24 protein-coding genes are annotated in these 26,220 nt (G+C 68.4%); 18 read left to right on the forward strand and 6 right to left on the reverse strand.

Features of this window, described 5'->3' with window-relative positions:
• The first annotated feature begins 78 nt into the window (after positions 1-78).
• From AB0F91_RS35070 to AB0F91_RS35115, 10 genes are all read left to right on the forward strand, one after another.
• A complete protein-coding gene (locus AB0F91_RS35070; RefSeq protein ID WP_360604640.1) occupies positions 79-894 on the forward strand; it encodes a sugar phosphate isomerase/epimerase family protein in 816 nt (271 codons plus the stop codon).
• Positions 891-1,397 (forward strand): MaoC/PaaZ C-terminal domain-containing protein, encoded by a 507-nt coding sequence (locus AB0F91_RS35075; protein ID WP_360604642.1) that lies wholly within the window; start codon positions 891-893, stop codon positions 1,395-1,397. Before AB0F91_RS35070 ends, AB0F91_RS35075 begins: the two co-directional genes overlap by 4 nt.
• A complete protein-coding gene (locus tag AB0F91_RS35080; RefSeq protein WP_360604644.1) occupies positions 1,397-2,152 on the forward strand; it encodes an SDR family NAD(P)-dependent oxidoreductase in 756 nt (251 codons plus the stop codon). The genes AB0F91_RS35075 and AB0F91_RS35080 overlap by 1 nt, the downstream gene beginning before the upstream one ends.
• A complete protein-coding gene (locus AB0F91_RS35085) occupies positions 2,149-3,774 on the forward strand; it encodes a malonate decarboxylase subunit alpha (RefSeq protein WP_360604646.1) in 1,626 nt (541 codons plus the stop codon). The genes AB0F91_RS35080 and AB0F91_RS35085 overlap by 4 nt, the downstream gene beginning before the upstream one ends.
• The gene (locus AB0F91_RS35090; protein ID WP_360604648.1) at positions 3,771-5,027 is read left to right on the forward strand and encodes a CoA transferase; all 1,257 of its coding nucleotides are present in this window, start codon (positions 3,771-3,773) and stop codon (positions 5,025-5,027) included. Before AB0F91_RS35085 ends, AB0F91_RS35090 begins: the two co-directional genes overlap by 4 nt.
• 23 nt (positions 5,028-5,050) lie before the next feature.
• Positions 5,051-6,226, forward strand: a complete 1,176-nt coding sequence (locus AB0F91_RS35095; protein WP_360604650.1) for a DUF993 family protein — start codon at positions 5,051-5,053, stop codon at positions 6,224-6,226.
• Positions 6,223-7,623: a four-carbon acid sugar kinase family protein gene (locus AB0F91_RS35100; RefSeq protein WP_360604652.1), complete on the forward strand. Its 1,401-nt coding sequence runs from the start codon at positions 6,223-6,225 to the stop codon at positions 7,621-7,623. The genes AB0F91_RS35095 and AB0F91_RS35100 overlap by 4 nt, the downstream gene beginning before the upstream one ends.
• On the forward strand, positions 7,620-8,597 hold the full coding sequence (denD, locus tag AB0F91_RS35105; protein WP_360604654.1) for a D-erythronate dehydrogenase: 978 nt from the start codon (positions 7,620-7,622) through the stop codon (positions 8,595-8,597). The genes AB0F91_RS35100 and denD overlap by 4 nt, the downstream gene beginning before the upstream one ends.
• A 61-nt stretch (positions 8,598-8,658) precedes the next feature.
• Positions 8,659-9,963: an MFS transporter gene (locus AB0F91_RS35110; RefSeq protein WP_360604656.1), complete on the forward strand. Its 1,305-nt coding sequence runs from the start codon at positions 8,659-8,661 to the stop codon at positions 9,961-9,963.
• An 83-nt stretch (positions 9,964-10,046) separates the two neighbouring features.
• Positions 10,047-10,901: a class II fructose-bisphosphate aldolase gene (locus AB0F91_RS35115; RefSeq protein WP_360604658.1), complete on the forward strand. Its 855-nt coding sequence runs from the start codon at positions 10,047-10,049 to the stop codon at positions 10,899-10,901.
• Between the two features lie 565 nt (positions 10,902-11,466).
• Here AB0F91_RS35115 and AB0F91_RS35120 read toward each other — a convergent pair.
• Positions 11,467-12,108 (reverse strand): TetR/AcrR family transcriptional regulator, encoded by a 642-nt coding sequence (locus AB0F91_RS35120; RefSeq protein ID WP_360604660.1) that lies wholly within the window; start codon positions 12,106-12,108, stop codon positions 11,467-11,469.
• A 138-nt stretch (positions 12,109-12,246) separates the two neighbouring features.
• On the opposite strand from AB0F91_RS35120, the gene AB0F91_RS35125 reads away from it, so the two are divergent.
• Both AB0F91_RS35125 and AB0F91_RS35130 read left to right on the forward strand, forming a co-directional pair.
• Positions 12,247-12,981 (forward strand): SDR family oxidoreductase, encoded by a 735-nt coding sequence (locus AB0F91_RS35125; RefSeq protein WP_360604707.1) that lies wholly within the window; start codon positions 12,247-12,249, stop codon positions 12,979-12,981.
• Positions 12,982-13,532: 551 nt separating this feature from the next.
• Entirely contained in the window at positions 13,533-14,156 is a 624-nt protein-coding gene (locus tag AB0F91_RS35130) for an NAD(P)-binding domain-containing protein (RefSeq protein WP_360604662.1), read from the forward strand.
• On the opposite strand, the gene AB0F91_RS35135 is transcribed toward AB0F91_RS35130, so the two are convergent.
• From AB0F91_RS35135 to AB0F91_RS35145, 3 genes are all read right to left on the reverse strand, one after another.
• Positions 14,137-14,556, reverse strand: coding sequence for a hypothetical protein (locus AB0F91_RS35135; protein WP_360604664.1), 420 nt, complete (start codon positions 14,554-14,556; stop codon positions 14,137-14,139). The two genes, AB0F91_RS35130 and AB0F91_RS35135, sit on opposite strands and share 20 nt — an antisense overlap.
• Positions 14,557-14,559: 3 nt before the next feature.
• Positions 14,560-16,254, reverse strand: coding sequence for a SulP family inorganic anion transporter (locus tag AB0F91_RS35140; protein ID WP_360604666.1), 1,695 nt, complete (start codon positions 16,252-16,254; stop codon positions 14,560-14,562).
• 651 nt (positions 16,255-16,905) lie between these two features.
• A complete protein-coding gene (locus AB0F91_RS35145; protein ID WP_360604668.1) occupies positions 16,906-17,157 on the reverse strand; it encodes a phosphatase PAP2 family protein in 252 nt (83 codons plus the stop codon).
• Between the two features lie 25 nt (positions 17,158-17,182).
• Between AB0F91_RS35145 and AB0F91_RS35150 the strand changes: the two genes are divergently transcribed.
• Positions 17,183-17,623, forward strand: coding sequence for a hypothetical protein (locus tag AB0F91_RS35150; RefSeq protein WP_360604670.1), 441 nt, complete (start codon positions 17,183-17,185; stop codon positions 17,621-17,623).
• A gap of 230 nt (positions 17,624-17,853) precedes the next feature.
• Here the strand turns inward: AB0F91_RS35150 and AB0F91_RS35155 are convergent, their stop codons facing one another.
• Together AB0F91_RS35155 and AB0F91_RS35160 are read right to left on the reverse strand one after the other, a co-directional pair.
• The gene (locus AB0F91_RS35155) at positions 17,854-18,576 is read right to left on the reverse strand and encodes a glutamine amidotransferase (RefSeq protein ID WP_360604672.1); all 723 of its coding nucleotides are present in this window, start codon (positions 18,574-18,576) and stop codon (positions 17,854-17,856) included.
• Complete coding sequence (locus AB0F91_RS35160; protein ID WP_360604674.1) at positions 18,569-19,735, reverse strand: DUF1727 domain-containing protein; 1,167 nt, start codon at positions 19,733-19,735, stop codon at positions 18,569-18,571. Before AB0F91_RS35160 ends, AB0F91_RS35155 begins: the two co-directional genes overlap by 8 nt.
• Positions 19,736-21,151: 1,416 nt before the next feature.
• Here AB0F91_RS35160 and AB0F91_RS35165 point away from each other — a divergent pair.
• From AB0F91_RS35165 to AB0F91_RS35185, 5 genes are all read left to right on the forward strand, one after another.
• Positions 21,152-21,499, forward strand: a complete 348-nt coding sequence (locus tag AB0F91_RS35165) for a DUF3040 domain-containing protein (protein WP_360604676.1) — start codon at positions 21,152-21,154, stop codon at positions 21,497-21,499.
• A gap of 103 nt (positions 21,500-21,602) precedes the next feature.
• Positions 21,603-22,244, forward strand: coding sequence for an acetate uptake transporter (locus AB0F91_RS35170; protein WP_360604678.1), 642 nt, complete (start codon positions 21,603-21,605; stop codon positions 22,242-22,244).
• A gap of 95 nt (positions 22,245-22,339) precedes the next feature.
• Entirely contained in the window at positions 22,340-24,454 is a 2,115-nt protein-coding gene (acs, locus tag AB0F91_RS35175) for an acetate--CoA ligase (protein WP_360604680.1), read from the forward strand.
• A 273-nt stretch (positions 24,455-24,727) separates the two neighbouring features.
• A complete protein-coding gene (locus tag AB0F91_RS35180) occupies positions 24,728-25,648 on the forward strand; it encodes an NADP-dependent oxidoreductase (protein WP_360604682.1) in 921 nt (306 codons plus the stop codon).
• Between the two features lie 14 nt (positions 25,649-25,662).
• Entirely contained in the window at positions 25,663-26,139 is a 477-nt protein-coding gene (locus tag AB0F91_RS35185; RefSeq protein WP_360604684.1) for a cupin domain-containing protein, read from the forward strand.
• The last annotated feature ends 81 nt before the right edge of the window (positions 26,140-26,220 follow it).

Raw genomic sequence — 26,220 nt, forward strand, 5'->3', positions numbered from 1 at the left:
AATCAGAACGATGTTCCACTTTTGAAGACCGTTCCAGTTCTGCGGAGCGGCGTCACTGCGAATGACGAAGGAGTCGGAGTGCCCGCCACCGAGACCGTGCTGAGCCAAGGCAGTTTCCTGCACTTGGAGACCGGTGAGTTCGTGCGGGTGGCAGCCGACGCCGGGTTCGATGCGGCGGCGGTGTGGCGGCAGGCGCCGGGGTATCGCGGGGCACGTGTCACGGCGAACGCGGCGGCACAAGCGGGTGTCCGCATCGACACGCTGTGCCGCGGCGGTTTCCTGAATCCGGCCGGGCACGAAGAGACCCTGCTCGCTCTCGGCGAGGCGGCCGAGTTGGACGCGGGCGTGCTGGTGGTGATCGCCGGACCGCCGCGCCCCGGCGACCCGCGCTCGGCCGAAGCGGAGCTCGATGCTGCGCTGGAGCTCGCCTTGCCGGCAGCCGAGCGGGCCGGCGTGGTCGTGGCGCTGGAGCCGTTCCACCCGGTGCTGGCGGCCGACCGGTCCTGGCTGGTTACGCTCGCGCAGGCCGTTGACGTCGTCGAGAAGTTTGATTCGCCGTTTCTCGGCATCGCCGTCGACAGCTACCACCTGTGGTGGGATCCCCGGCTTGCCACCGAGGTGCGTCGGGCCGGGAACCGGGTCGCCGCCGTGCAGATCGCCGACTGGATCGTGCCCGAACCCGGCCGGTTGCCGCCACGAGGCCTTCCGGGGGAGGGGATCATCCCGCTCCGCGAGTTCGTGCGGCTCACCCGGGAAGCCGGGTACGCGGCGGCGCTCGAGATCGAAGTACTCGGCGACCGGTTCCGGTCGCAGCCGCCGATCGAGGCCGCCCGTTCGCTCAAGACCGCTCTCGACGACACCGCCGTCGGGACAGAGGAAGGAAGTCACGAATGAGCAAGGAGATCCCCCGTCAAGGATTGCTGTACGAGGACCTGTCGGTCGGTCTCTCGTTCCGCAGCCCGGGCCGCACGATCACGGACGCCGACGTGATCGGTTTCGCCGGGCTCACCGGGGACTACTCCGAGGTGCATACGAGCGACGTGTACGCGAAGGCCAGCCAGTTCGGGCGGCGGATCGCGCACGGCATGCTCGGGCTGGCGTACGCGCACGGGTTGATGTGGCCGCGCACCGAGATGCTGCGGGACACCGCGATCGCGTTCCTGGGCATCAAGGAGTGGCGGTTCATCGCGCCGATCTTCATCGGCGACACGATCTTCGTGAATTACTCCGTCGCCGGGATGCGGGACTCGAAGTCCAAGCCAGACCAGGCGATCGTGACTTTCGACGTCGAGGTCGTCGACCAGGACGAACGCGTCTGCCAGCAGGGCCAGAAGGTCGAGCTGCTGTCCAAGGTGCCGCTCGGCGGCGTCGTCGCGAGCGCAAAGGCCGGCGACTGATGACGGCTCGCTTCACCGGCAAGCGTGCGCTGGTCACCGGCGGGGCCCGCGGGATCGGCCGGGCGATCGTCGAGCGGCTCGCGGCGGAAGAAGCCGAGGTCGTGGTGGCCGACGTTGACCTCGGGCAAGCGCAGTCCGTCGCCGATACGTTGCGGGAAAAGGGATGCGTCGCCGAGGCGCGTGCCTTGGACGTCGCGGACCCCTCCTCGTTCGCAGCGCTCGGTGACAGACTGAACGTGGTGATCGCCAACGCGGGCATCCAGACCTTCGCGCCCGCGAGCGAACTCACAGTCGCCGATTGGGACCGTGTGCTCGACGTCAACGCTCGAGGAGCCTTGCTCACGTTGCAACTGGCATCCCGGTGTCTGGGCGGGGGTGGTGCCGTGGTTGCCGTCGCGTCGATCCAGGCGCTGTTGCCCAACGCGCTGTCGGCAAACTACGCCGCGTCGAAGGCCGCGGTGCTCAGTCTGACCAAGTCCTTCGCCGCCGAGCTCGCACCGCGCGGGATCCGGGTCAACGCGGTGGCGCCGGGCCGGATCGACACCGCCCTGTCCGACTTCGGCAGCGAGCAGGTCGGGCGCATCACCGGCCAGGACGCGGCGGAAGCGCTGGAGCGCCGGCTCTCGACCAACCCGCTAGGCCGGATCGGCCGGCCGGACGAGGTGGCCGCCACGGTGGCGTTTCTCGCGTCCGGCGACGCGTCCTACATCACCGGCGAGTGCGTGAACGTGTGCGGTGGGGACGTGATGGTGTGATCTCACTCGACGCGGCGCCGTCCGGCCGCGACCGCTCCAATCTGCACCTGTCTCCGGAAGAGGCGGTCGCGCTCGTTCCCTCGGGCGCAACGGTGGCGGTCGGGGGCACGGGATCCCTGTTGCAGGTGCCCGAAACGCTGCTGGCGGCGCTCGAGCGGCGCTGGGAGGACGGCGGCTCGCCCAACGATCTCACCGTCGTGCACGTGATGGGGCTCGGCGACCACGAGGGCCGGGGCGTCGACCACGTCGCGATCCCCGGGCTGGTGCGCCGGTTCATCGGGTCACACTTCGTGCTCTCGCCAAGGGAGCAGGGCGTGATCGCGCGGAACGAGGTCGAGGCGATCGGCCTGCCCGCCGGCACGATCTCCTTGCTGTACCGGGAGATCGCCGCGCGTCGGCCGGGGCTGTTCACCGACATCGGGCTCGGCACGTTCGTCGACCCGCGGCAGCAGTGGGACCGGATGAACGACCGGACCACGACCGGCCTCAGTGAGCTGGCGACCATCGCCGGCGAGGAGTGGCTGTTCTACCCGCGGTTCGACCTGGGCGTCGCGCTGTTGCGTGCCACCGAAGCCGACGTCGACGGCAACATCGGGATGGACGACGAGGCGGCGTTCTCGGACAATCTGGCGATCGCACAGGCCACCCACAACAGTGGCGGCCTGGTCCTCGTCGAGGTGAAGCGGCTGGTCGACCGCGGTGAGATCCCGGCGAACCGCGTGCGCGTTCCCGGGCCGCTGGTCGATCACGTCGTGCTCACCGACTACCCGAACCAGACACCGATCACAGTCACCGACCCGCGCCGCACCGGCACCTTGCCGAACCGCCCGACGGCGGTCGAGGCACTGCCGTTCGACCACCGCAAGGTGGTCGCGCGCCGCGCGGCGATCGAGCTGCACGAAGGCGACCTGGCCAACCTCGGTGTTGGCATGGCCAACGGCATCAGCTACGTCGCGCTGGAAGAGGGCTTCCTCGACCGCTTCACTCTCACCGTGGAGCAGGGGATCTTCGGCGGCCTGCCCGGCGTCGGCCTCGACTCGGGCACCGCGATCAACCCGTCGGCCATCGTGGACATGCCGAGCCAGTTCGATCTCTACGACGGCGGAGCGCTCGACTTCGCCGGGCTCGCCTACGCCGAGATCGACCGCCACGGCAACGTCAACGTCGCCGCGGCGGGTGGCAAACCCATCGGGCCGGGCGGATTCATCGACATAAGTCAGAAGGCCCGCACGATCGTCTTCTGCGGAACCCTGTGCGGCGGGGGCCTCGACGTCGGCCTCACCGACGGGCAGCTGGTCATCACGAAGGACGGCCGCTACCCGAAGTTCGTCGACGAAGTCTCCCACATCTGCTTCAGTGCGGAACGCGCCCACCGGCAGGGGCAACGAGTGCTCTACGTAACCGAACGCGCGGTGTTCCGGCTGGCGGCCGAAGGCGTGGAGCTCATCGAAATCGCACCGGGTGTCGACCTCCAGCGGCACGTGCTCGACCGCATGGGCTTCGTACCCGTCATGCGGTCGGAGCCGCGGTTGATGGATTCCCGGTTCTTCCGGCCCGAGCCGGCCGGGCTGAAACCACGCCCGCGCCGCGACGCCAAGAGAGAAAGGCCGAAGCACTCATGACCGACGCGTTCGAAGGCATCCGCATCCTCGACTTCACCCAGCTCGAGCAAGGCCCGTCGGCCACTCAGGTGCTGGCCGATTTCGGGGCCGAGGTGATCAAGGTCGAGCGGATCGACGCCGGCGAGATCGGCCGGTTCCAGCCGCCATTTCTGGCAAACGGGTTCAGCCCGCACTGGTCTGCGACCAACCGCAACAAGAAGAGCATCAGTGTCGACGTGAAGTCGCCGGAGGGCAAGGCTCTCATCCACCGGCTCGCGAAGGACGCCGACATCGTCGCGAGCAACTTCCGGCCCGGTGTGATGGACCGGCTCGGTTTCGGCTGGGACGATCTGTCGAAGCTCAACCCGCGCATCATCGTCGCCTACGCCTCGGGTTACGGACTGTCGGGCCCGTACGTGCACCGCCGCGGCCAGGACCTGGCGGCCCAGTCGATCAGCGGCCTGATGGCGCTGACCGGCAGCCAGGAGACCGGCCCGGTGCCGGTCGGCACGTTCATGATCGACTACTTGGCGTCCATGCAGTTCGCGCAGGGCATGATGATCGCCCTCGCCGCCCGGGAGAAGACCGGCCACGGTCAGGTGGTGGACTCCAACCTGCTGAACGCCGCGATCACCAGCCACCTGCAGGAAGGGACCACCTACCTCAACACCGGGCAACGGTTCGACCGGCCGTCTGCCGGCGTCGCCCACGCCCACAACACCGCGCTGTACGGATACTACGAGGCCGCCGACGGTCTGTGGTTCACCCTCATCGGCGAGTTCTACGTCGACCAGCAGTGGCAACGGGCCGCCCGCGCGTGCGGGCTCGAGCCCGCACAGGCCGACGACCCGCGGTTCCAGACGATCGAGGGGCTGCGCGAGCACACCGAAGAGACCCACCGGCTGCTCGCCGAGGCGATTCGAAAGTTCCCGCGCGACGAGATCATGGCCCGCTTCGAAGCCGAAGACGTGCTCGTTGCGCCGGTGCACGAGTACGACGCCGTCTTCGACGACCCCCAGGTGCGGCACAACGGCCTCATCATCGAGTCCGAAGTAGACAGTGTCGGCCCGGTGAAGTGGGTCGGCATGCCGATTGCGCTTTCGGCGACGCCGGCCCGGCTCCGGCACGTCCCGCCGAAAATCGGTCAGCACAACGACGAAGTCCTCGCGGCCGCCGGCCTGGCCACCGGCGAGATCGCTCAGCTCAAAGCCGCCGGTGTCGTCGGCACCGAATCCGACCGCGAACGGGCCGGCGGCGACCCCGCCTGGTCCTGACCCCCAGCAAGGAGATCCCCTCAGTGACGACCCTGAACTCGACCACGCTCGTCCTCCCCACCCCGGACGGCGGCACCACACGGCACGTGATGCACGAGGCCGTCGACTACCCGCGCCACCCGGCGCCCTTCACCTCGCGCACGGTGCTGGCCGCCGCCCACGTGGTAGCCGACACGCGCGCCGACTACCAGCCGGGCCAGGAACCCCCCGTCGACTGGGAAGCGACGATCGCGTTCCGGCAGCACCTTTTCTCCTACGGCGTCGGCATCGCCGAAGCCATGGACACCTCCGAGCGCGGGCCCGGGGGCCTGAGCTGGCGGCAGGCTCAGGAGCTCATCCGCCTCGGCGTTCGTGCGGCGCTCGACGCCGGCGCGGCGGTGGTCGCCGGCGCGGGCACCGATCAGCTCGCGGCCACGAACCCGGCCCTGAGCCAGATCGTCGAGGCCTACCTGGAGCAGCTCGAGTTCGTGCAGGCCCAGGGGAGTGCGGCGGTGCTGCGGGCGAGCCACGCGCTCGTGTCCGCCGCGAAGACCCCGGACGATTACCTCTCCGTGTACCGGGACGTGCTCGCCAAGGTCGACAAGCCGGCTATCGTGCACTGGCTCGGCACCGGCTTCGACCCGAGCCTGGCCGGCTACTGGGGCCACACCGATCCGCTCGCCGCCATGGACGTCGTGGTGCAGATGGCGCGCGACAACGCCGACCGGCTCGAAGGGATCAAGTTCAGCCTGCTCGACCACGAGCTGGAGCAGGAATTCCGCCGGCGCCTTCCCGTCGGCGTGAAGGTGTTCACCGGCGACGATTACGGCTACACCGACCTCCTGCTCGGCGACGGCGAGCACCACAGCCACGGTCTGCTGGGCGTGCTCGACCCGATCGCGCCGATCGCGTCGGCCGGGTTCAAGGCACTCGACGCCGGTGACGAGCGCGGCTTCACCGAGACGATGAACCGCTCGATCCCCTTGGCCGTCAAGATGTTCGAGGCACCGGCCGACCGCTACAAGGTCGGCACCGTGTTCGTCGCGTGGCTCTCGGGCCACCAGGACCACTACCGCATGGTCAGCGGGCGCGAAGGGATGCGGTCCCTGCGCCACCTCACGGAGCTGTTCGTCCTGACCGACGAGCTCGGCCTGTTCCCCGACCCGGAACTGGCGGCCCACCGCATGCGCCTGCTGCTGGCCACCGAGGGGATCGAGTGAACCCGCGGACGCTGCCGCCGGTCCGAAGCGTCCCGGCCGACGACGTCGTGCGTGCGCTCGCGGGTGCGCGACAGGTCGCCGTGCTCGACGACGATCCCACCGGCACGCAGACCGTGCGCGACCTGCCGGTGCTCACCCGCTGGACGGTCGAGGACATCCGCTGGGCGCTGCAGCAGGGCCGACCGGGGTTCTTCGTGCTTACCAACACCCGCAGCCTCTCACCCGAGGATGCCGCCTTCCGTGATCGCGAAGTTGCGCAAGCGTGCCTGGCCGCCGCCGAGCAGGAGAACGTGTCCCTCGCATTCGCCAGCCGCAGCGACTCGACCCTGCGAGGCCACTTCCCACTCGAGACCGACGTGCTCGGCGAGGTCGTCGCCGCCCACGGCTCGGTGGTCGACGGCATCCTGCTCGCCCCGGCTTACGTGGACGCCGGGCGGGTCACGATCGACGGCACGCACTGGCTGCGGACCGCCGACGGCCTGCAACCGGTGGCCGAGAGCGAGTTCGCCCGCGACGCGACTTTCGGCTACCGCTCGTCACGCCTGGCCGAGTGGGTCGAAGAGAAGAGCGCCGGGCGCATCCCGCACGGCGACGTCACCGAGCTGACCCTCGATGTGATCCGCACCGAAACGCCCGGCGCTTTGCGGGCCCGGTTGGACCGACCGCACGGTGGGCAGGTCGTGGTGCTCGATGCCGACGAGGATGACGACCTCCGCGCGACGGTGCTCGCCATCCTCGCCGCCGAGCAGGACGGCAAAACGTTCCTCTACCGCGTCGGGCCGTCCTTCGTGCGCGCCCGCCTCGGCCAGGCCGCGCACCCTCCGATCGACGACGAGACCCTCGCGCAGCTGGTCGACGGCGACGCACACGGGCTCGTCGTCGTCGGATCCCACGTGGGACTGACGAGCCAGCAGCTCGAGCACCTCGCCACGCGGCGCCGGTTCACCACCGTCGAGCTCGACGTGCCGACAATCCTCGACGACCAGCGCGCCGAGGAGCACCTGCGGGACGCGGTCACGACCGCCACGACGGCGCTCGCGGACACGATCGTCGTCCTGCAGACCTCACGGGCTCTCGTGACCGGAAACGACGAGGAACACAGCCTGGAGATCGCCCGGCGGGTGAGCGAAGCGCTGGCACGGGTCGCCGGCGAAATCGTGGCCGGGCGCCGACCGTCCTACGTGGTCGCGAAGGGTGGCATCACCTCCTCGGACGTGGCGACCCGTTCGCTCAGGATCGATCGTGCCTGGATCCGCGGCTCGTTGCTGCCCGGAATCGTCTCACTCTGGGAACCGGCTTCCGGACCGGCGCAGGGCCTGCCCTACGTGGTATTCGCGGGCAATGTCGGCGGCGAGACGTCACTGGCCGACGTCATCGATCGACTGGAGAAAGCATGAGCACGCGCATCGTCATCACCGGTGGCGCCGGTTTCCTCGGCGCAGTCCTGGCCCGCCGCTTGCTCGAAGCCCCGATCGGACTCGGCGGGGCAGCACCGGAGGAGATCGGCGAGCTGGTCCTGGTCGATCTGTTCGATCCGCCGGCCGACCTCACCGAGGACGAGCGGGTCCGGGTCGTCACCGGTGACCTCACGGCCGCGCTGGCCGGCCTCGGCCCGGTCGACGCGATCTTTCACCTCGCCGGCGTGGTGAGCGGTGCGGCCGAGGCCGACTTCGACCTGGGGCTGCGCACCAACCTCGACGCCACGCGGTCGCTGCTGGAGTACGCGCGCGGGCTGGCCGTGCCGCCGGTGCTGGTGTTCTCCAGCTCGCTCGCGGTGTTCGGCACCGACCCGGCCATCGGCCCGGTCGGTGATGTCGACGACAACACCCTTCCCCGGCCGCAATCCAGCTACGGCATCCAGAAGTTCATCGGCGAACAGCTCGTAGCCGACTACACGCGCAAGGGGTTCGTGCGCGGCCGCTCCGTGCGGTTGATGACGGTGTCGGTGCGGCCGGGCAAGCCGAACGCCGCCGCGTCGAGCTTCCTGTCCGGCATCATCCGCGAGCCGATCGCAGGTATCCGCGCGGCGTGCCCCGTACCGCGCGACACCCCGATCGCCCTGTCGTCGCCGCGCAAAACCCTGGCGGGGTTGTTGTGCGCCGCGGAAGTCGACGATGCCACATGGGGCAGTCGCACCGCGATGAACCTGCCGGCTCTCACGACGACTCCCGAGGAGATGGCCGCGGCGCTCGACCGTGTCGCCGGGGCCGGCACCAGCGACCTCATCGACTGGACCGACGACCCGGCTGTCGGCGCCATCGTGCGCAGCTGGCCCGCCCGCTTCCACACGCTGCGCGCCGAGAAACTCGGCCTGGAGCCCGAACAGTCCTTCGACGACATCGTCCGCGCTTACCTCGACGGCTTGAAGTAAGGAAGCCAAGCACCATGACAACGGCAACGAAACCCGTGTTCCCCACTGCCGGAGGTCGGGCATGACCATCCGCGATCTGGAGCCAGAAGTGTCGGTCCACACCGCAAAAGAGGTGCGCCGCGTCGGCTTGGCCGGCGGGATCGGCACGCTCATCGAGTACTACGACTACGCCTTGTACGGCTACGTCTCGGCCATCATCGCTCCCTTGTTCTTCCCGGGCAAAGATCCGGTGGCGTCCCTGCTGGCGGTCTTGGCCGTGTTCGCCTTGTCGTACGTGATCCGGCCGATCGGCGGGATCGTGTTCGGCTGGGTCGGCGACCGGTTCGGCCGCAAGCGAGCCCTGCTGGTCACCGTCGTCGGCATCGGACTCGCGAACACCGCCATCGGCGTGCTGCCGACCTACGCCATGGTCGGCGTGCTGGCACCGATCCTGTTGCTGATCGTCCGGCTCGCTCAGGGCTTCTTCGCCGGAGGTGAGGTAGGCGGCGCCGCGACTGTCATCGCCGAAGCCGCACCGCCTGGCAAAAAAGCTCGCTACGGCGCGTTCACACCGATGGGCACCAACGCCGGCTTCGCGATCGCCTCGGCCGCCATCGGAATCGTGTCCGGAGTGCTCGCCACCGAACAACTGAGCTCCTGGGGCTGGCGCATCCCGTTCCTCATCGGCCTGCCGCTCACCGTCGTGTGCTACCTCGCCCGGCGCATGCTCCCCGACATCGACCGCAACGTCGCGACCACTCGGCACGGTTTCCCCCTGGCGTCCGCCCTAAGGGACTACCCCGGCGCCCTGGTCAAAGCCACCGCGCTCGGCGTTGGGGTGCAGGGCGCGGCGTACATCGGGTCCACGTTCATTTCCATCTACCTGGTCACCAACCTGCACTACGCGAAGTCGCCCGTGTACTGGATCACGGCGGCGGTCACCCTCGTCGCGGTCGGGCTCATGCCCCTCACCGGCCGGCTCGCGGACCGCATCGGCCCGCTCAAGGTCGCGGTGATCGGGCTCGTTGGCTACGCCGTCATCACTTACCCCGGCTTCCTGCTGATGGACATCGGCAACCTCGGGCTCGCCGCACTCGGCTACGTGCTCATCATGGTCAACATGGCGTTCCTCCAGGTCGCCTCCTACACCGTGACACCCCAGTTGTTCCCTGACGAGGTCCGCTACACCGGCACTGCGCTGGCCACGAACATCTCCGTCGTCATCGCTGGGGGCACCGCGCCCTACATCGGCACCTGGCTGGTCAGCGCGACCGACGACCTGCGCTCGCCGTACTACTTCGTCCTCACCACGTCGGTCATCGGGCTGATCTCGGTGGCGACGATGCGGAAGAGGCGCCACCTGACGAAACCGACCGTGGCCGCCTGACGGCGCTGCCAAGCCACGGGTGGCGGCGACCGCTGTCGACGCGGTCGCAGCCACCCGTCACCACGTAGAAGGGTCCACTACCGATGCGAGCGGCACTCGACGAACTGGTCGCCCGGCGGCTCGCCGAACACGCGGCCGTGCCCGCCTTCACCTGTTACGGAGCCGACACAGCGCTGGCGGTCGTGAGCGCCGCGGAGGACCTGGCTCTGCCGGTGATCTTGCTGGTCGCGCCCTCGTCCGCCGCTGCGGACCGCGGGCCGCGGCTCATCCGGACCCTGCGGGGCATCGCAGACGACTCGACCGTCCCGGTGTGCGTGCAGCTTGACCACGCGAAAGACGACGTGCTGATCCGCGATGCGATCGAAGCCGGGGCTGACGCCGTGCTCGCGGACGGCTCCCATCTGCCGCCGGACGAGAACGCCACCTTCGTCCGGACCGTGCGTACATTGGCCGCGCGCGACGGCGTGGTCGTGGAGGCTGAACTGGGCAGCATCCCCGGTACCGAGGATCACGCCGCGACGCACACCGCCGACGACACCGGCAAAACCGACCCCGACCTGGTCCGGTCGTTCCTCGGGGCGTCGGGGGCTCAGCTGCTCGCGTGCGGAGTCGGCAACGTGCACGGCCGCTACCGCGGCGTGCCCACGATCGACTGGCCCCTGCTGGCCCGGATCCGGGCAAATGCCGGCGCAGTTCCGCTTGTCCTGCACGGCGCTTCAGGCTTGCCGGCCAAGGACTTGCGGGCGTGCGGCGCCGCCGGCGTCGGAAAGGTCAACGTCAACACCGAGCTGCGCACCGCGATGCTGGCCGCGGTCGAAGACCGCATCGGTCCAGCCCGGGCCGACGGCGAAGACATGCTGACCTTGACACGCACGGTCATGGCCGCGGCCGGTGCCGTCTGCCGCGAGGTTCTCCTCACCTTGAGCGGCCGTCGCTGACACAGCAGGCCGGTTGGCCTGGACTGGCCTGGCGTTCGTCCCGCGCCCTGGCGCACCGTCGCACAGGCCGACGGAGAAACGAGCTGTCCTAGTCGGACGGACGTGCTGCGGAAGATCGCGGATCCATCGTGCCCCGCATCAGTCCTCAATGGAGAGGATGAGATGAATGGATGCGCGACGAACACCGGCTGATCCGGACATTTCCAGCGGCCAGAGGTCGCCACTGCGGGGCCGAGTCGTGGCCGCCAGCATTGACCGGTGTCGCGATCCCGGTGACCGCCAGCCAGACGTCAGTCGCGGCCGTGTCCCGCCATTGTTCGTAGGGACTCGAGCCCGGCGAGTGCGACGACTGCGGCCAGGCGTGCTGATACGCGGGACTGCTTTCCCCGGTGCATAGCAGGGTTCAAATTTCCGTAGCGTTCCCGCGACGGTCAGTTCGACGATACGTACGGATGGCCGAGACCAGATCTCGTGACCCGCTCTCCAGCCCGAGTCCCGGCAGTTGCCGCTCCCGCCGCGCCGAGCTCGATGTCGGTTTCCGGGCCGACGAGGCGTGATCGGGTCGTCATTGGCCTCCTGCCGGAACGGGAGCAGACCCGGTAGTGCCGCGGTCATCGCTGTGCGGCCGAGGAGGTGACGCGGGGATGGCGTTGTCGATGAGGACGGCGGCGATGGCGGCAGCGGTGGAGAAGGATTCAGTGTTGAGGACTCGGGTGCGGGCCGAGGCGCCGTCGATGAGCAGCGCCAGTTGTTCGCCGAGTTGTTCGGGGTTGGTGGCGCCGGCTTCGCGGGCGGTTTCGGCGAGCCGCGCGGCGATGGCTTTCTTGTAGTCGCGTGCGTACTCGGATGCCGGGTGTCGGGGGTCGTGGAGTTCGACGGCCGCCGCGATATAAGGGCACAGGGGCGTGGACGCGGGTATCTCGAAGGCGGCGAGGAGTCGTTCGCGGGGTGTGAGGTCGGTGCGGTCGAACACTCCGGGCATGACGTCGGGATCGAATCGGCGCAGGTATTCGGCGACGAGTTCGTCTTTGCTGGTGAAGTGCTGGTAGGCCGTGCGCTTGGACACCTGGGCCGCGGCGCAGAGTTGGTCCATGCCGGTGCGGTTGATGCCCTGATCGCGGAACAGTTGCTGTGATGCGCTGAGGATGCGCTCGCGCGCACCCCTGCCGCGGCGTCGGCCCTGGGGGCCCTTCTCCAACTCCGTCATACCTTCAGTATAGGTCGTTCGGTACTGACCGGTGTACGTAGCTTGCACCCCAGCTGGCCATCGGGTACGTTACGTACACAGTTCGGTGTACGTAAGAACCGAAGTGATTCGGACACCCATCAATTCAACGGAGTGATCGTGGGAAAGCTCGATGGCAAGGTAGCGGTGATCACCGGTGGATCCACCGGCATGGCACTGGCCGGCGCCAAACTGTTCGTCGAGGAAGGAGCGCACGTCTTCATCCAGGCCCGGCGGCAGGAAGCACTGGACGACGCCGTCAAGCTGATCGGCCGCAACGTCACCGCCGTCCAGGGTGGCGCGGCCGAACTGGACGACCTGGACCGCTTGTACGACACCGTCAAGCGGGAAAAGGGCACGATCGACGTGCTGTGGGCCAGCGCCGGGATGGGCGAACCCGCCGTCCTCGGCGAGATCACCGAGGAACAGTTCCACCGCGCCTTCTGGCTCAACGTGCGCGGCACCCTGTTCACCGTGCAGAAGGCACTACCGCTGATCAACGACAACGGCTCGATCTTCATGACCGGATCCAACGCCTCCCTCGGCGCCTTCCCCGGCTGGAGCCTCTACGCGGGAAGCAAAGCCGTCCAGCAGGCCTGGGCCCGCGTCTGGCTCAACGAACTGCGCGACCGCAAGATCCGGGTCAACGTCCTGACCCCCGGCCAGGTCGCCACCGCCAAACAGGAAGAACTGTTCGACGAGGCAACCAGGGTCGCATTCGAGTCCCTCATCCCTCGCGGAAAGATGGGCCGCCCCGAAGAAATCGCCACCGTCGCCCTGTTCCTCGCCTCCGACGACTCCAGCTACGTCAACGGCCTGGAACTGGTCACCGACGGCGGCACCACCGCCATCTGATCCACACACCAGGAATGCCGCGGGCACACCCTACGACAACCCAGCCGCCACAACGAATTTACCTCGAAAGCGGACATACGCAGCACGCCGAAGCGTTGCGCGGGCGCCGAATTTGCGTGCTGTCGATCATTCGTCGACACCGGTCGCGGTCTACCGGTGAAGCAGTGTCATTCATGAAGCACAGCTCTGGAGGAACTGCATCCTGCTCGACGCGGACTAAAAGGTTGCCGAGGTGACGATATTTGGCGCCCGCCGCCGCCCGCCGCCGAGATGCAGGTTCACCTCGCGCCTCTCGTCGGCATGCAGCCCTGGGAACCGAGCACCGAGGGAGAGTGACGATCACAGGATGCCCTCGTCCTATGTCCCTGACCTGACTCCGCTTTTTCGAATGGCGGCAGGCTCACGCATCCCAATCGGCCGGCGGAAGGCGAGCCGGAGGTGCTGAGAAAGGCACGGCAGTCCGCTCAGAAACGCCGCGGCCGACGCCCTGTGCCTGACCCGGCACGAACGAGACAGAGGGACACCTCGAGAACAGGAAGAGAGCACACCTCATGAGCAGCCTCACCATCATCGGTACGGGGAACATGGCCCGTACCATCGGTACGCTCGCGGTGGCGGGCGGCAACACCGTCGAGGTCATGGGACGCGATCAGTCCAAGGCCGATGACCTGGCCAAGGCTCTGGGCGACGGCGCGACGACGGGCAAGTGGGGCACTGTTCCAGCCGGCGACATCGTCATCACGGCCCTGCTGTACGACGGTGTCGTTCCGGTCGTCGCCGAGTACGGAGACGCCCTCGCGGACAAGGTCATCGTCGACATCAGCAACCCCTTCAACGCCACCTTCGACGGACTGGCCCACAGCGAGGAGACCTCGATCGCGCAGGAAGTCTCCAAGGTGGCCCCGGAAAGCGCCAGCGTGGTGAAGGCATTCAACACCATCTTCCGTAATGTTCTGGAGAAGGGCCGGCCCAATGTCTTCATCGCTGGTGACAATGCGCAGGCCAAGGCGGGCGTGGCGGCATTCATCGAGAGCCTCGGGCTGCGCCCGCTGGACGTCGGCGGCCTGAAAATGGCGCACTGGCTGGAAGGAGTGGGCGTGGTCACGGTGGGCCTCGCCGGCAACGGGGTCGGCCACTGGGACTTCGCGCTCGGCGTCAACGAATTTGCCGGCTGAGCCCCTGAGGCTGAGCAATCGGCGAACAGGGCGCGTGCGGTCTGACTGGTTGCTGGACCACGGACTCGCTGATGTTTGGTATCAATGTTGGCGAGTAGCCGTGAGCGATCTCCAAAGCGCTACCGAGGCGCAGGTCACAGCGCAGCAGCAGGATCGGAGAGATCCTTGTGCTCGTGGATTTGCGCAGATTGGCACTCACGTGCGGGTTGTCGACCGGTAGCAGTGACGGGCCCGCGGCGCGCAGGATGTCATCGGCCTTGAAGAAGGCTGCGCTGCGGCCGTCCCGCAGCTCTTCGATGAGGTGGTCGACGAGGTCGGTGCCTGCGCTCAGGGTGGGATAGGAGGCGGCAGCGGAGTAGTCGTGGTGCTGGGGTTCGTCGAGCCAGGTCCCGGTGGTCATGTGTCAGGCTTTTCGCTTGCTGAACGCGTCCAGCGCGGCGCCCGCGGTGTCGAAGTAGCTGTCCATACCGATAGTTCGGGTCAGTCCGTAGCGGTCCAGTTGCGCGCGGACCTCGGGCAAGACGCCGGAGAGCACCAGGCGGGTGCCGTGCTTGCCCAGGCGCTTGGCGACTGTGGACAGGACACCTGCCGAGGTGTAGTCGACGTCGCCGACGGCAGCGCAGTCGAGGCAGAACCATGTCACGGTGCGGCCGCCGGTGAGCAGGGTGGTCACGTCGGTGCCCAGCCGCATGGCGTTGGCGAAGTACAGGCTGCTGCCGAACCGGTAGACGATCATGCCTTCGGTGGTGCGGCGGCCGGGCGTGACCGGCTCGGGTTGCCAGTGGCCTGCCGGTGATTTGACGAGAACGCCGCTGTGCGGGCGGTAGCTGTGCCGCAGGTGATCGACGACGGACACGATGATGGCCAGCACGACGCCCTGCTCGACGCCGGTGAAAACCACGGCGGCCGCGGTCAGCAAAGCCACCACGAATTCCGCGCGCCGAACCCGGAAGATGCGGCGCATGCCGGCGATGTCGATCAGGTCGACGCCGATGAGGAACACCACGGTTGCCAGTGCCGCCAGAGGCAGCGCGCCCAGCGGACCGGTCATGAAAATGAGCACCACCACGGCGATCACCCCGGCGGCCAGGGGAGCGATCTGGCTGCGACCGCCTGCGCCGTCCACGATCTGCGTCTTGGTGGGGCTGCCGTTGACGACGAAGGTGCCGCTGAACGCCGCGGCCACGTTCGCGCTGGCGAGGCCGACCAGGTCGGCGTCCTCGTCGACGGTTTCCTCGTAGCGGGCCGCGTAAGCGCGTGACGTCGCGGAACTTTGGGCGAGGATCACCACGAACATCGACACCGCGGTGCCGAGCAACGTGGACATATCGTGCACGTCGAAGGTGGGCAGCGCGAGGTGTGGGATGCCCTGTGGAACCGGGCCCAGCACGGCGACCCCGTGCGCGGACAGGTCGACGAGCTTGCTGACCACGATCGCGGCGATGACGGCGATCAACCCGCCCGGCACTTTCTTCGCCACGAGGCGGGTGCCGACGACCACGACGACCACCGCCGCGGACATCAACGCGGTCGCGCCGTCGGTGTGGCCGAGGGCGCGAACGAGGTTGATCAGCTTGGGCACGGTCTGGCTGCCGCCGGCGGGCACGCCGAGCATGTCGGGCAGCTGGCCCGCCGCGACCTGGATGCCGACGCCGGTGAGAAAGCCGACCAGGACGGTGCGAGAGAGGAAGTTGGCCAGGAATCCGAGCCGGATCAGCCGGGCCAGCAACAGCATCGCGCCGACCAGCAACGCGGCCGTGCCGGCGAGCCGGACATAGGCGGTCGAGGCGGGGGCGGCCGAACCGGCCAGACCGGCCGCGAGGATCGCCGCGGTCGCCGAGTCCGCGCCGACCACCAGGTGCCGGGACGCGCCGAACAACGCAAACAGCACCACCGGCGCGAGCATCGTGTACAGGCCGGTGACCGGCGGCATCCCGGCGATCTTGGCGTAACCGAGGACTTCGGGGACGGCCAGCGCGGCCAGCGTGACACCGGCCAGCGCGTCAAAACCCAGGGCACGCCGCCGGATCGGCAGGATCCCGGCCACCAGCGGCACCCGTCGGGCACGGCTCGGTGCCGGCGCATCCTGATGGGTCATCTCCGCGATTGTGACATGTAGGTCGGCGCGATGAGGAAGATCTTTGCGGCCGCCACACGGCCTTCTGTGACGGTCTTTGGTCGGAGCGCACCGATTCGACTTACGGACGCCGACGCCGACCAGAGATCGATCGGGTGCTGAGCGCCGACACCGGGCAACCACACCTCGCAGAAAACCTTCCGACCTCTGTACCGCGGCATCAAGGGCAGCTTCGTACCGACGGCCACGATCGACGAGGTCGATGGGGGAGTCGAACTGCACTGGCGCAGCCGATTCCGGAGCCAACCATCGTGATGACCGGACGCGGCACGGTTTCATTCGGGTGAGTCCCCTGGTGACGGCGAGGGCCCAGGATCGAGACCTGGCTTGTCGCGTGCGATCCGTCGACGGCGAGTGCGGACCTTCGGCCGGAAAGAGGTGACGCTGCTGCCGATCGCCACTGCCGACCGGTGTGGCGGCCGGGGTCGGTATACGTCGGTCCAACGCGGTGAGCGCCGGCATCCCGGTGGCCAGGTCGGGGCTTGTTTCTCGCAGTTGCCGCGGGGCTGTGTCGATCTTGCTGTCCGGCGGGACGCTGCTGAGAGTGCAGTGGAGCAATTCCCGATTTCTGCGGGCGCCGAGTGATTTCACGGTGGCGCGAATCCGACGGTGCTACCCGATGGACGGGTTGGCCAGGAGCCTCGTGCGGAGGAGAGCGGATGGTGGCAGCGCGCGGTGGACGGTCAGTGCGCCGCACTGCCATGCCGTCCCGAAGGCGATGCTGCCGAGCACGTCGGTGGGCCAGTGGACGCCGAGGCACACGCGGGTCCAGCCGATCGCCACTACGAACCCGGCGGCGGCCCAGAACACGCCACGGATGCCGGGGCGCTCGGCCAGACGCTGCGTCGCCAGCCAAGCGAGCACACCGACGGCCAGAATCGCGTCGGAAGTGTATCCCGACGCGAACGCGAAGCCCGAGGCCCTGGACAGCCCAGTCGGCTTCCGGTGGGTGGGGGAGTGCGCTCAGGGCCGACAAGCCGAAGCGGCAGCGCACAGCGAGCAGTATGACGGCCGTGACCAGGGCGGCGCGCGCGAGGCGGTCGCCCGCGGAGCCCGCGTGAGCACCGCCGTGACGACGAAGACGAGCGGCGCGGTGAACGCGCAAGACGCCGTGGCGGTGAGCCCCACCGCGAACGACACCACCGCAGAGGAGCGGCGCTCTGCCAGCCGAGAGTGCAGGCTGACGTCGAAGCTCGACGACTACGGCAGCCCTCCCGTCGCGGAGGCCAGCAGGAGCAGGAAAGCCAGCACTGCGGCGGTCGCCGCCAGAACGGGGCTCCGTATCGCGTCGACCGGCCGGTCCGCGTCTTCGCGTCAACGCAAACTGTAGGGCTGCGCCGGTCGATGGACCGTTGATGCAGTGGTTAGCCGGAGCTGTCTTGAGGCGCGGCCCGGCTGATGCCGGTGCCCTGCGTCTGCCTGCACCGCATGGTCCACAGTGGTCACGATTGACGGTGGAAGACTCTGTGTTCCATGCCTCGGGGTCAGCGATGATGAAATCTTCGCTGACCGGTCGCACCGCGTCGGCGGCCCCGTTCCTTCGCTGTGCTGAGGAGGGAATCACCGCCGCGGATCGTGCTTGGCGGCGCGCATCCGTTCCTCCCGCAGGGCATCGACCTCCGGCAAGGGCAGCGCGGCCGGTGGAGTGCCGAGCACCCATTCCAGCAGCAGGTCGGCCAGCACGGGATTGCGCGCCAGCACCGGGCCGTGGAGATAGGTCGCCAGGACCCGGCCGGCGACCGCGCCCTCTGTGCCGTCTCCGTTGCCGATGCCCCCTCGCACCGAGCCGAGGGGAAGGCTGCCGGGTCCGACCCGTGTGCGGCCGAGGTGGTTCTCGAAGCCGGTGAGGGGCTGGCCTCCCAGCTCGGGGCCGACGTCGACGACGATTTCCCCGACCGCGCGCCGCGGTCCGGGAGACGTCACCGCGTCGAGCAGGCCCAGCCCGGGGTGGTTCACATCGTGGGAAGTCGTGAATGCCGTGCCGAGGACCTGTAACCCGGCGCAGACGCCGAACACCACGGCGCCTCGCACGACGGCACGCTGCATGCCGGGGTGGGCGCGCAGGTGCGTCGCCGCAAGGGCCTGCGCTTTGTCTTCGCCGCCACCCAGCAGATACAGGTCGAGTGCGGACGGCACTGGCTCGCCATGGCGGATCTCCGCCACACTGGCGGTGATACCCCGCCACTCCAGCCGGCGCCGCAGGACCTTCGCATTGCCGCCATCGCTGTAGGTACCGAGGATATCCGGGAGCACCAAGCCGATACGGAAAGCTGACTCAGTCATCGCCGAGCTCGTCCTGTACGGCCCGGAAGGCGGTGTAGTTCGCGACGAGCTCGACCGGTCCGGGGGGCAGGTCGGCTACCGCCGCGAGCGCGTCGCGGCAGACCGTGTGCTGCACCTCGGCGTAGGTCAGTCGGACAGCGAGGTCGGTCGCCCGCTCGCCGGCGGCCACGACCTGTCGTCCGCGCAGCTCCTCGAACTGCACGTCCCACAACCACGACATGTCCCGCCCGTCGGCCTCACCGCTGTTCACCGCGATCACCACGGGCGACTGGGCGCTGAGGATCGGCAACGTTTCTGTCCAGCATGCAGGGTTTTTTGCCAGGAGTACGCGCACTCCGCGCCCGTGCGACCACTTCCGCCGGTAGCGACCGGCGACATCGCCGATCGAGCACAGTCGCGCTAGGGCGACCTCTGGCGTCACCCCGAGCTGTGCGGCGGTCGCCACCGCAACCGCCGCATTCGCGGCGTTCGCGCGTCCGGGCAGGCGCAGTCCGAGCGGGTAGCTCTCGCCTTCGGTGTTTCCGAGGGTGTCGCCGTCCAGTGTCCACAGCGGATCCGGGCGGGCGAGGCCGCACACGCAGCGCCAGCGGGTGAGCTCACGGCGTACTGCTTGGCCGCAGCGGGCGCAGGCGACAGTGTCGCCGTGCCATCGCTGTCCCGCGCCGACCCACAGGGGGTGAGCCGAGCCGAGTGCGGCCGAGGTGACGAAAGGGTCGTCGCAGTTGGCGATCACGGTCATGTCCGGCAGACTCGCGGCGACCGCCCGCAACGCGCGTTCGATCACACGCACTTCGCCGACTCGGTCGAGTTGGTCGCGGCTGAGGTTGAGCAGCACCAGGCAGGCCGGGCGCAGTTGCGCGGCGACGGCAGCCACGTAAGTCTCGTCGACCTCGAGTACCGCCACGGGGGCGTGCGGGTGCGCCGCCAGCGCGGCGAGTACGCCGTCGGGCATGTTCGCGCCGTCGCCGTTCGTGGCGACCGGGCCCAGCGTCTCCAGGATCCGGCTGAGCATGAACGTGGTCGTGGTCTTGCCGTTGGTGCCGGTCACCAGCACGACAGTTCGGTCGCGGCCGAGCCGGCGGAGCGCGTCGGGGTCCAGTCTGAGTGCGATCCGCCCGCCGATGACCCCGCCGCTGCCGAGGCCCAATTTGCGGGACATCGTCGCGCCGAGCCACCCTCCCGCGACCGCCAACCGGGTTCGCGCGGGAAGGCCGCGCGGAACCGGTAACACGACTGGTCGTTCACCGGAGCCGGTCGGTGGACTCGGACTCGGACTCACGCACAGCCTCCTTCCCGCTTGATTGGGCGCGTTGCCGTCACCATCGTTTCGGGAGCCTTGTGAGGACGCTGATGGCGAAGTGACAAAGCGAACATCGTGTGCGAAAGGGACTAAATCGGGCGGCACCGTTCTGTGGCTCATCGAAGTGTCGGCAGTAGGTCGCTGTGCATCAGTGTGCGGTTCGAGCGGGGTCAACGGAATGCTCGGTCGGGCCCAGCAGCCACGTCGTCGGTCCACAGCACCACTGTTGGCCGGAGAAAGCAAGCCATGCTCGGCCGGCCATCTTCGATGGGGATCGCGCATTCGAGGGGCCGGGGACCTGCTCGACGACGTAGCCCTCGAAGGGGCGGTGCAGTTCGGTTTTGAGGGCTTCGTCGCGCTCGGAGCCGGACGTGGCAGAAGTCAGCCGCCGGGGCGGAGGCGGTGAATTTTCGCCAGGACACCGGTGTGCGGACGCGGCGGCACCCGTCAGGCGGACAGAATGCGCATTCGGTACTGCCGCGAAGATGGGTGTGCGCATCGCGATGGTGACAGTGACCAGTCGTCCGAGGTGTCGCAGATCCGCGGCAACGACCAAGACAGCGGCGCCAAGGAAACCCAGCGCGCGTGCGACACCGGGGCTGGCGCCGTGGCGAACGACTACCGTTTGCCCAGCCGCGAACCGCTGCCCGCCTCCCACCGAGGAGAACCCGGCGCGCAGCCGGTGCGCGTTCGGCGTTGTCCCCGTCCGGCGAAGGCGCGCCGCGGCGAGCACAGGCCCAGCGCGACGAACACGAGGTTGCCCCGTAGGAACCGATCACCACGTCGTGAGCTCAGCTGACGGGGTGCCGCAGCAAGTCACTGAGGGCTGCCAGGCACACGACGATGAGCGCGAGCCCGGGCGCCGCAGAAACCCCCCGTCCGCGGCGAACGCAGGCAGGAATGCGACTTCTGGCCACGGGTGTCGCCGGCCACGGGGTGCACGCGCAGTTTCGCGGCGCCGGCAGCGGTGTCGAGCCACGACCGCACGCCGGCCGCCCGTGAACGAGACCTCCCGCCCCAGCGCTCGCGGGCGGATACCGGCGCACGCGCAGAGGGCCGACAGTCACGCGGGATCGAGATTGCCTTCGACGGCCCCTGGCCGCCGGAGGCAAGCATTCCCTTCAACCCGAGTCACACCGTTCGTTTGACAGTCCCGTGAACATTTCACGTTTTATGCGGAAGGGTGCGCATTTGTCGGCCAGATGCGAGTGTTGGGCGGCCGATCTTGTTCTCGGGGCAGTTATATGCTGGGGCGCAGTTGTGAAGGAGAACGCGGTGCTGAGTGACGACGAAGTGCGGGAACTGGGGAGGCTGGAAGACGCGCTGCAGGCAGACGATCCGGGCCTCGATCGCCGGCTCGCGCGGATGCGTCGTGGTGGGCTCGCCTCGCTGCACGTGGTGCTCGCGCTCTCGGCCGTGGTCGCAGTCGCGGTTGCACTCGTGGCCGTCGGCGACCTTGTGGGCGTGACCGCGTGCCTGATCGCCGGACTGCTGCTTATCGGGACGGTTCCCGCACTGGGGGTAGTGTGGTGGGCGCGCCGCTATTACTGCCGGTATTGCGCAGGGAAATGGCCGGCGCCTGCTCTGTCCTGCCCGCGGTGTGCCCGCCCTATTCTCACTTGACCGATTTCGCTCACCTGTGGATTCCGCAATTCCGGACTATGCTCAGAAGGCGTCACGCATGATGGCGCCGGTGTGGAGCCGGCGAGTCGCGGAAGGAGTGGTGATGGTACATACCGAGAAAGGCGCCACGGTCGAAGCGACGGCTGCCCGACAGGAAGATCCGGGTGCGCACATCGCCGATCCCGCCCCGCTGGGCCTGGCCGCCTTCGCGATGACGACGTTCGTGCTCAGCGTGTTCAACGCCGGGCTGATCAAAAATACCTCCCTGGAAGCTGTCGTGCTTCCCCTGGCGTTGTTCTATGGCGGCCTGACCCAATTCCTGGCCGGCATGTGGGAGTTCCGCAAGGGCAACACCTTCGGCGCGCTGGCGTTCAGCTCGTTCGCGGCCTTCTGGATGTCCTTCGCCGCGTACGTGAAGTTCGTCGAGCCCAGTCTCGGGACGAGCGCAGCGACGGCGACCGGGTTGTTCCTGCTGGCGTGGACGATCTTCACGGCCTACTTGACCGTCGCCGCAGCCCGGGTCAACGGCGCTGTCCTGGCCGTGTTGGTCTTCCTGACATTGACGTTCCTGTTCCTGACGATCGCGGAACTGGCGGCTGCGCCGGTGATGGGGCAGGTGGGCGGCTGGCTCGGCTTGGTCACGGCCGTGCTCGCGTGGTATGCGTCTTTTGCCGGGGTCACCAATTTCACCTGGAAGCGGGCGGTGCTCCCACTCTTCCCGCTGTCACCGGCGCGCCATCACTGAAACTCGCCGAAAGGCACAAAAAGGTAGCTTTGCCGCAAATCGTACGCAAGTCTTCCCTTGAGCCATTCCGCTGATCGGCCGGGAGGCTGACGGAAATGACCATCGAGCACGAGGTCCCTCTTTCCGAGTCACAGATCGCCGTGCACTGGAGGGAAGAGGGTTACTACTCTCCGACACCGAAGTTCATCGGGCAGGCGAACGCCTCTGATCCGGACATCTTGGCACGTTTCGCCGAGGACCGCTTTCCGGAGTGCTTCAACGAATACGCCGAGTTGCTCACGTGGGACTCCTACTGGCACACCATTCTGGACACCAGCAATCCTCCGTTCTGGAAGTGGTTCACCGGTGGCCGGTTGAACGCGTGTTACAACTGCGTTGACCGGCACCTGGCGGCCGATCGAAACAAGGCGGCGCTCGTCTGGGTTCCCGAGCCCGAGGACGAAGCCACGGTCGTCATCACCTACCAGGAGCTCTTCCGGCGGGTGAACGAGTTCGCAGCGTTGCTGCGCGACCACTGCGGGCTCACCGCCGGTGACCGGGTCACCTTCCACCTGCCGATGGTGCCGGAGCTGCCGGTCGCGATGCTGGCCTGCGCCCGACTCGGCGCCGTCCACTCCGAGGTGTTCGGCGGGTTCAGCGGCACCGCTTGCGGTGGCCGGATCGCCGACTCGGGCAGCCGGGTCCTGGTGACCATGGACTCCTACTACCGCAACGGGCAGCTGGTCGACCACAAGGCGAAGGCCGACGAGGCCGTGGCCGAGGCCGCCCGGCAGGGCCAGCCCGTGGACCAGGTCCTCGTCTTCCGCCGCTATCCCGGCCGCTACAGCTCACCCACACCGATGGTCGACGGCCGCGACGTCTTCGTCGAGGACGTACTTGCCTCCTATCGCGGCCAGGCGGTGGCGCCCGTGCCGATGCCGGCGGACGGTCCGCTGTTCCTCATGTACACCAGTGGCACCACCGGCCGGCCCAAAGGATGCGTGCACTCGACCGGCGGGTACCTCGCGTACGTGGCCGGCACGTCGAAGTACTACCAGGACATTCATCCCCAGGACACCTACTGGTGCTGCGCCGACATTGGCTGGATCACCGGGCACTCCTACATCGTGTACGGCCCACTCGCGCTGGGCACCACAAGCGTGCTGTACGAGGGGGCGCCCACCTATCCCGACCCGGGACGGTGCTGGCGCATCGCCGAGCGGCTGGGAGTCACCATCTTCCACACCGCGCCCACCACGATCCGCATGTTGCGCAAGCTCGGCCCGGACGAACCGGCCCGGTACGACTACCACTTCAAGCACATGACCACCGTCGGCGAGCCGATCGAGCCCGAGGTCTGGCGCTGGTACCACCAGACGGTGGGCAAGGGTGAAGCGGTCGTCGTGGACACGTGGTGGCAGACCGAGACCGGCGGATTCCTCGGCAGCACCCTGCCGGCGCTACACCCGATGAAGCCGGGCAGCTGCGGCCCGGGCGCGCTCGGGATCTACCCGGTGATCTACGACGAGAACGGCGACACGGTCGAGCCGGGCAGTGGCCGTGCGGGCAACATCTGCATCCGCAACCCGTGGCCGGGTGTCTTCGAGGGCATCTGGGGCCAGCCCGAACGGTTCGTGGACACCTACTACCGGAAGTACTGCCGCAACCCGGAAAGCAAGGATTGGCACGACTGGCCCTACTTCGCCGGCGACGGCGCGGTGCAGGCCGAAGACGGGTACTTCCGGATCCTCGGCCGCGTCGACGACGTCATCAACGTGGCCGGGCACCGGCTGGGCACCAAGGAACTGGAGTCCGCGTGCCTGACCGTCGAGGAGGTCGCCGAAGCCGCGGCCGTGCCGGTGATCGACGAGGAGCGCGGTCGCGCGGTCGAGATGTACGTCTCGCTCAAACCCGGTTTCTCGCCCAGCCCGGAGATCGAGAACAAGGTGACCACGGCGATCGACCGGGAGATCGGCAAGATCGCACGGCCGAAACACGTGTGGATCGTGTCCGACATGCCGAAGACGCGGTCGGGCAAGATCATGCGCCGGGTGATCGCCGGGATCTCCAACTTCTCCGACGTCGGGGACGTCTCGACGCTGGCGAACCCCGAAGTCGTGGATGACATCCGGCACCGCATCCAGCGTTCGAAGCTCGACCACGGCGAGGTGCCGCGCCAGCTCACGCGGCAGGAAGCGGAGGAGATCGAATCCTTCGGGGTCGCCGAGTAGCAGATTCTGCGCGCGACGCACGGAGGCGACGTGCCCTGGTTCGTCGGCGGCGACTTCAACGGCGTCGGCGTGGCGAAAGATCGTCCGGCTCCACGCTCGGTTTGTGGGCGTCAGCACCTCACACCCCGCCTGGAGGCCACCCGTTTCAAGCCGCTACGCCGTCAACACCTCCCTGGGCACTACAGCAGCTCTTTGACTGGCGCGCAAAGGAACGAGCGGGGATGCTCGTGAGCACGTGCGCTCGATCGATCCCTCCTCCCAGTAAGGACGGTCATGCAAGCCATCACTGTTCGAGATCAAGCCGCCGGTGCTGCAGGGTTGTCGCTGACGGATCTGCCCGACCCCCAGGCGGTCCAGAACGACGTCCTCGTGCGGGTGCACGCCGCGGGTTTCACCCGCGGTGAACTCGACTGGTCGGCCACGTGGACCGATCGCGCGGGCCGGGACAGGACGCCGAGCGTGCCCGGCCACGAGCTGTCGGGTGTCGTCGTCGAACTGGGGTTCGGCACCACCGGCCTGAGTGTCGGCCAGCGGGTGTTCGGCATGGCCGACTGGTTCCGCGACGGTTCGCTCGCCGAGTACACCGCGGTGGAGGCCCGCAATCTCGCACCGCTGCCGGCGGGTGTCGACCACACCGTGGCGGCCGCGCTGCCGATCTCCGGACTGACCGCCTGGCAAGGCCTGTTCGACCACGGCCGGCTGACCACCGGCCAGGCTGTCCTGGTCCACGGCGCCGCGGGCGGCGTGGGGTCGATCGCGGTGCAGCTCGCCCGCGAAGTCGGCGCCCGCGTCATCGGTACCGGCCGGACTGCCGACCGGGACCAGGCGCTCGCGCTCGGCGTCGACACCTTCCTCGACCTCGAGACCGAGAAGCTGGAGGACGCCGGCGAGGTCGACGTCGTGTTCGACGTGATCGGGGGAGACATCCTCGACCGCTCGGCCGCCCTGGTGCGCGCCGGTGGCACGCTCGTCACCATCGCCATGCCGCCCAATACCCGGCCCGCGGACGGGCGGGCCGTCTTCTTCGTCGTCGAACCCGACCGCGCCCGGCTCGCCGACCTCGCCACGCGGGTGAGGGACGGCAGGCTCACGCCCGTCGTCGGCGCCGTCCGGCCACTTGCCGAGGCACCCGCCGCGCTCGCTGCCGGCAAGCGCACCGCCGGCAAGACGATCTTCCGCGTCACCGAAAGCTGAACAGGAGACCCCTCATGATCGGAATACGGATCGCCGGTGGCGTCCTGACCGTGGCCGCGGCTGCCGCGGCCACCGCCTGCACCGCTTCGGACCAGCCCGCCCCCGCCACGGCCCCGACGGCCGTCACGGCTCCGATGCCCACCACAGCAGCGCAGCCACCCACCGAATCCCTGACCCCCTTGATCCAGCAGGCCCTGCCGAACGTCCAAGGCAAGACTTTCACCTCGGCGATCGTCACCCTGCCGCCCGGGTCACGCGCGGCACCGCACCGCCACGGCGAGGCGTTCGTCTACGCCTACGTCCTCGACGGCACTGTGCGCAGCCAACTCGAAGGCCAACCCGTCACCACCTACCAGCAGGGCCAGAACTGGATCGAGCAGCCCGGTGCTCACCACGTCCTCACCGAAAACACCAGCGCGACCGAACGGGCCCGGCTCCTGGTCGTGTTCGTCGCCGACCCCGGCGCCGCACTCAAGACTGACGACCAGTAACCCGAAACCGCGATACAGGTTGCCGCGTCGCCGCCGGCCGGGCCCCAGCTCCACATGTGCCGTACAACTTGCCTCGTCTGA

The organism is Amycolatopsis sp. NPDC023774 (genome assembly GCF_040639695.1).
In the GTDB taxonomy this organism is placed as follows: Bacteria; Actinomycetota; Actinomycetes; order Mycobacteriales; family Pseudonocardiaceae; genus Amycolatopsis.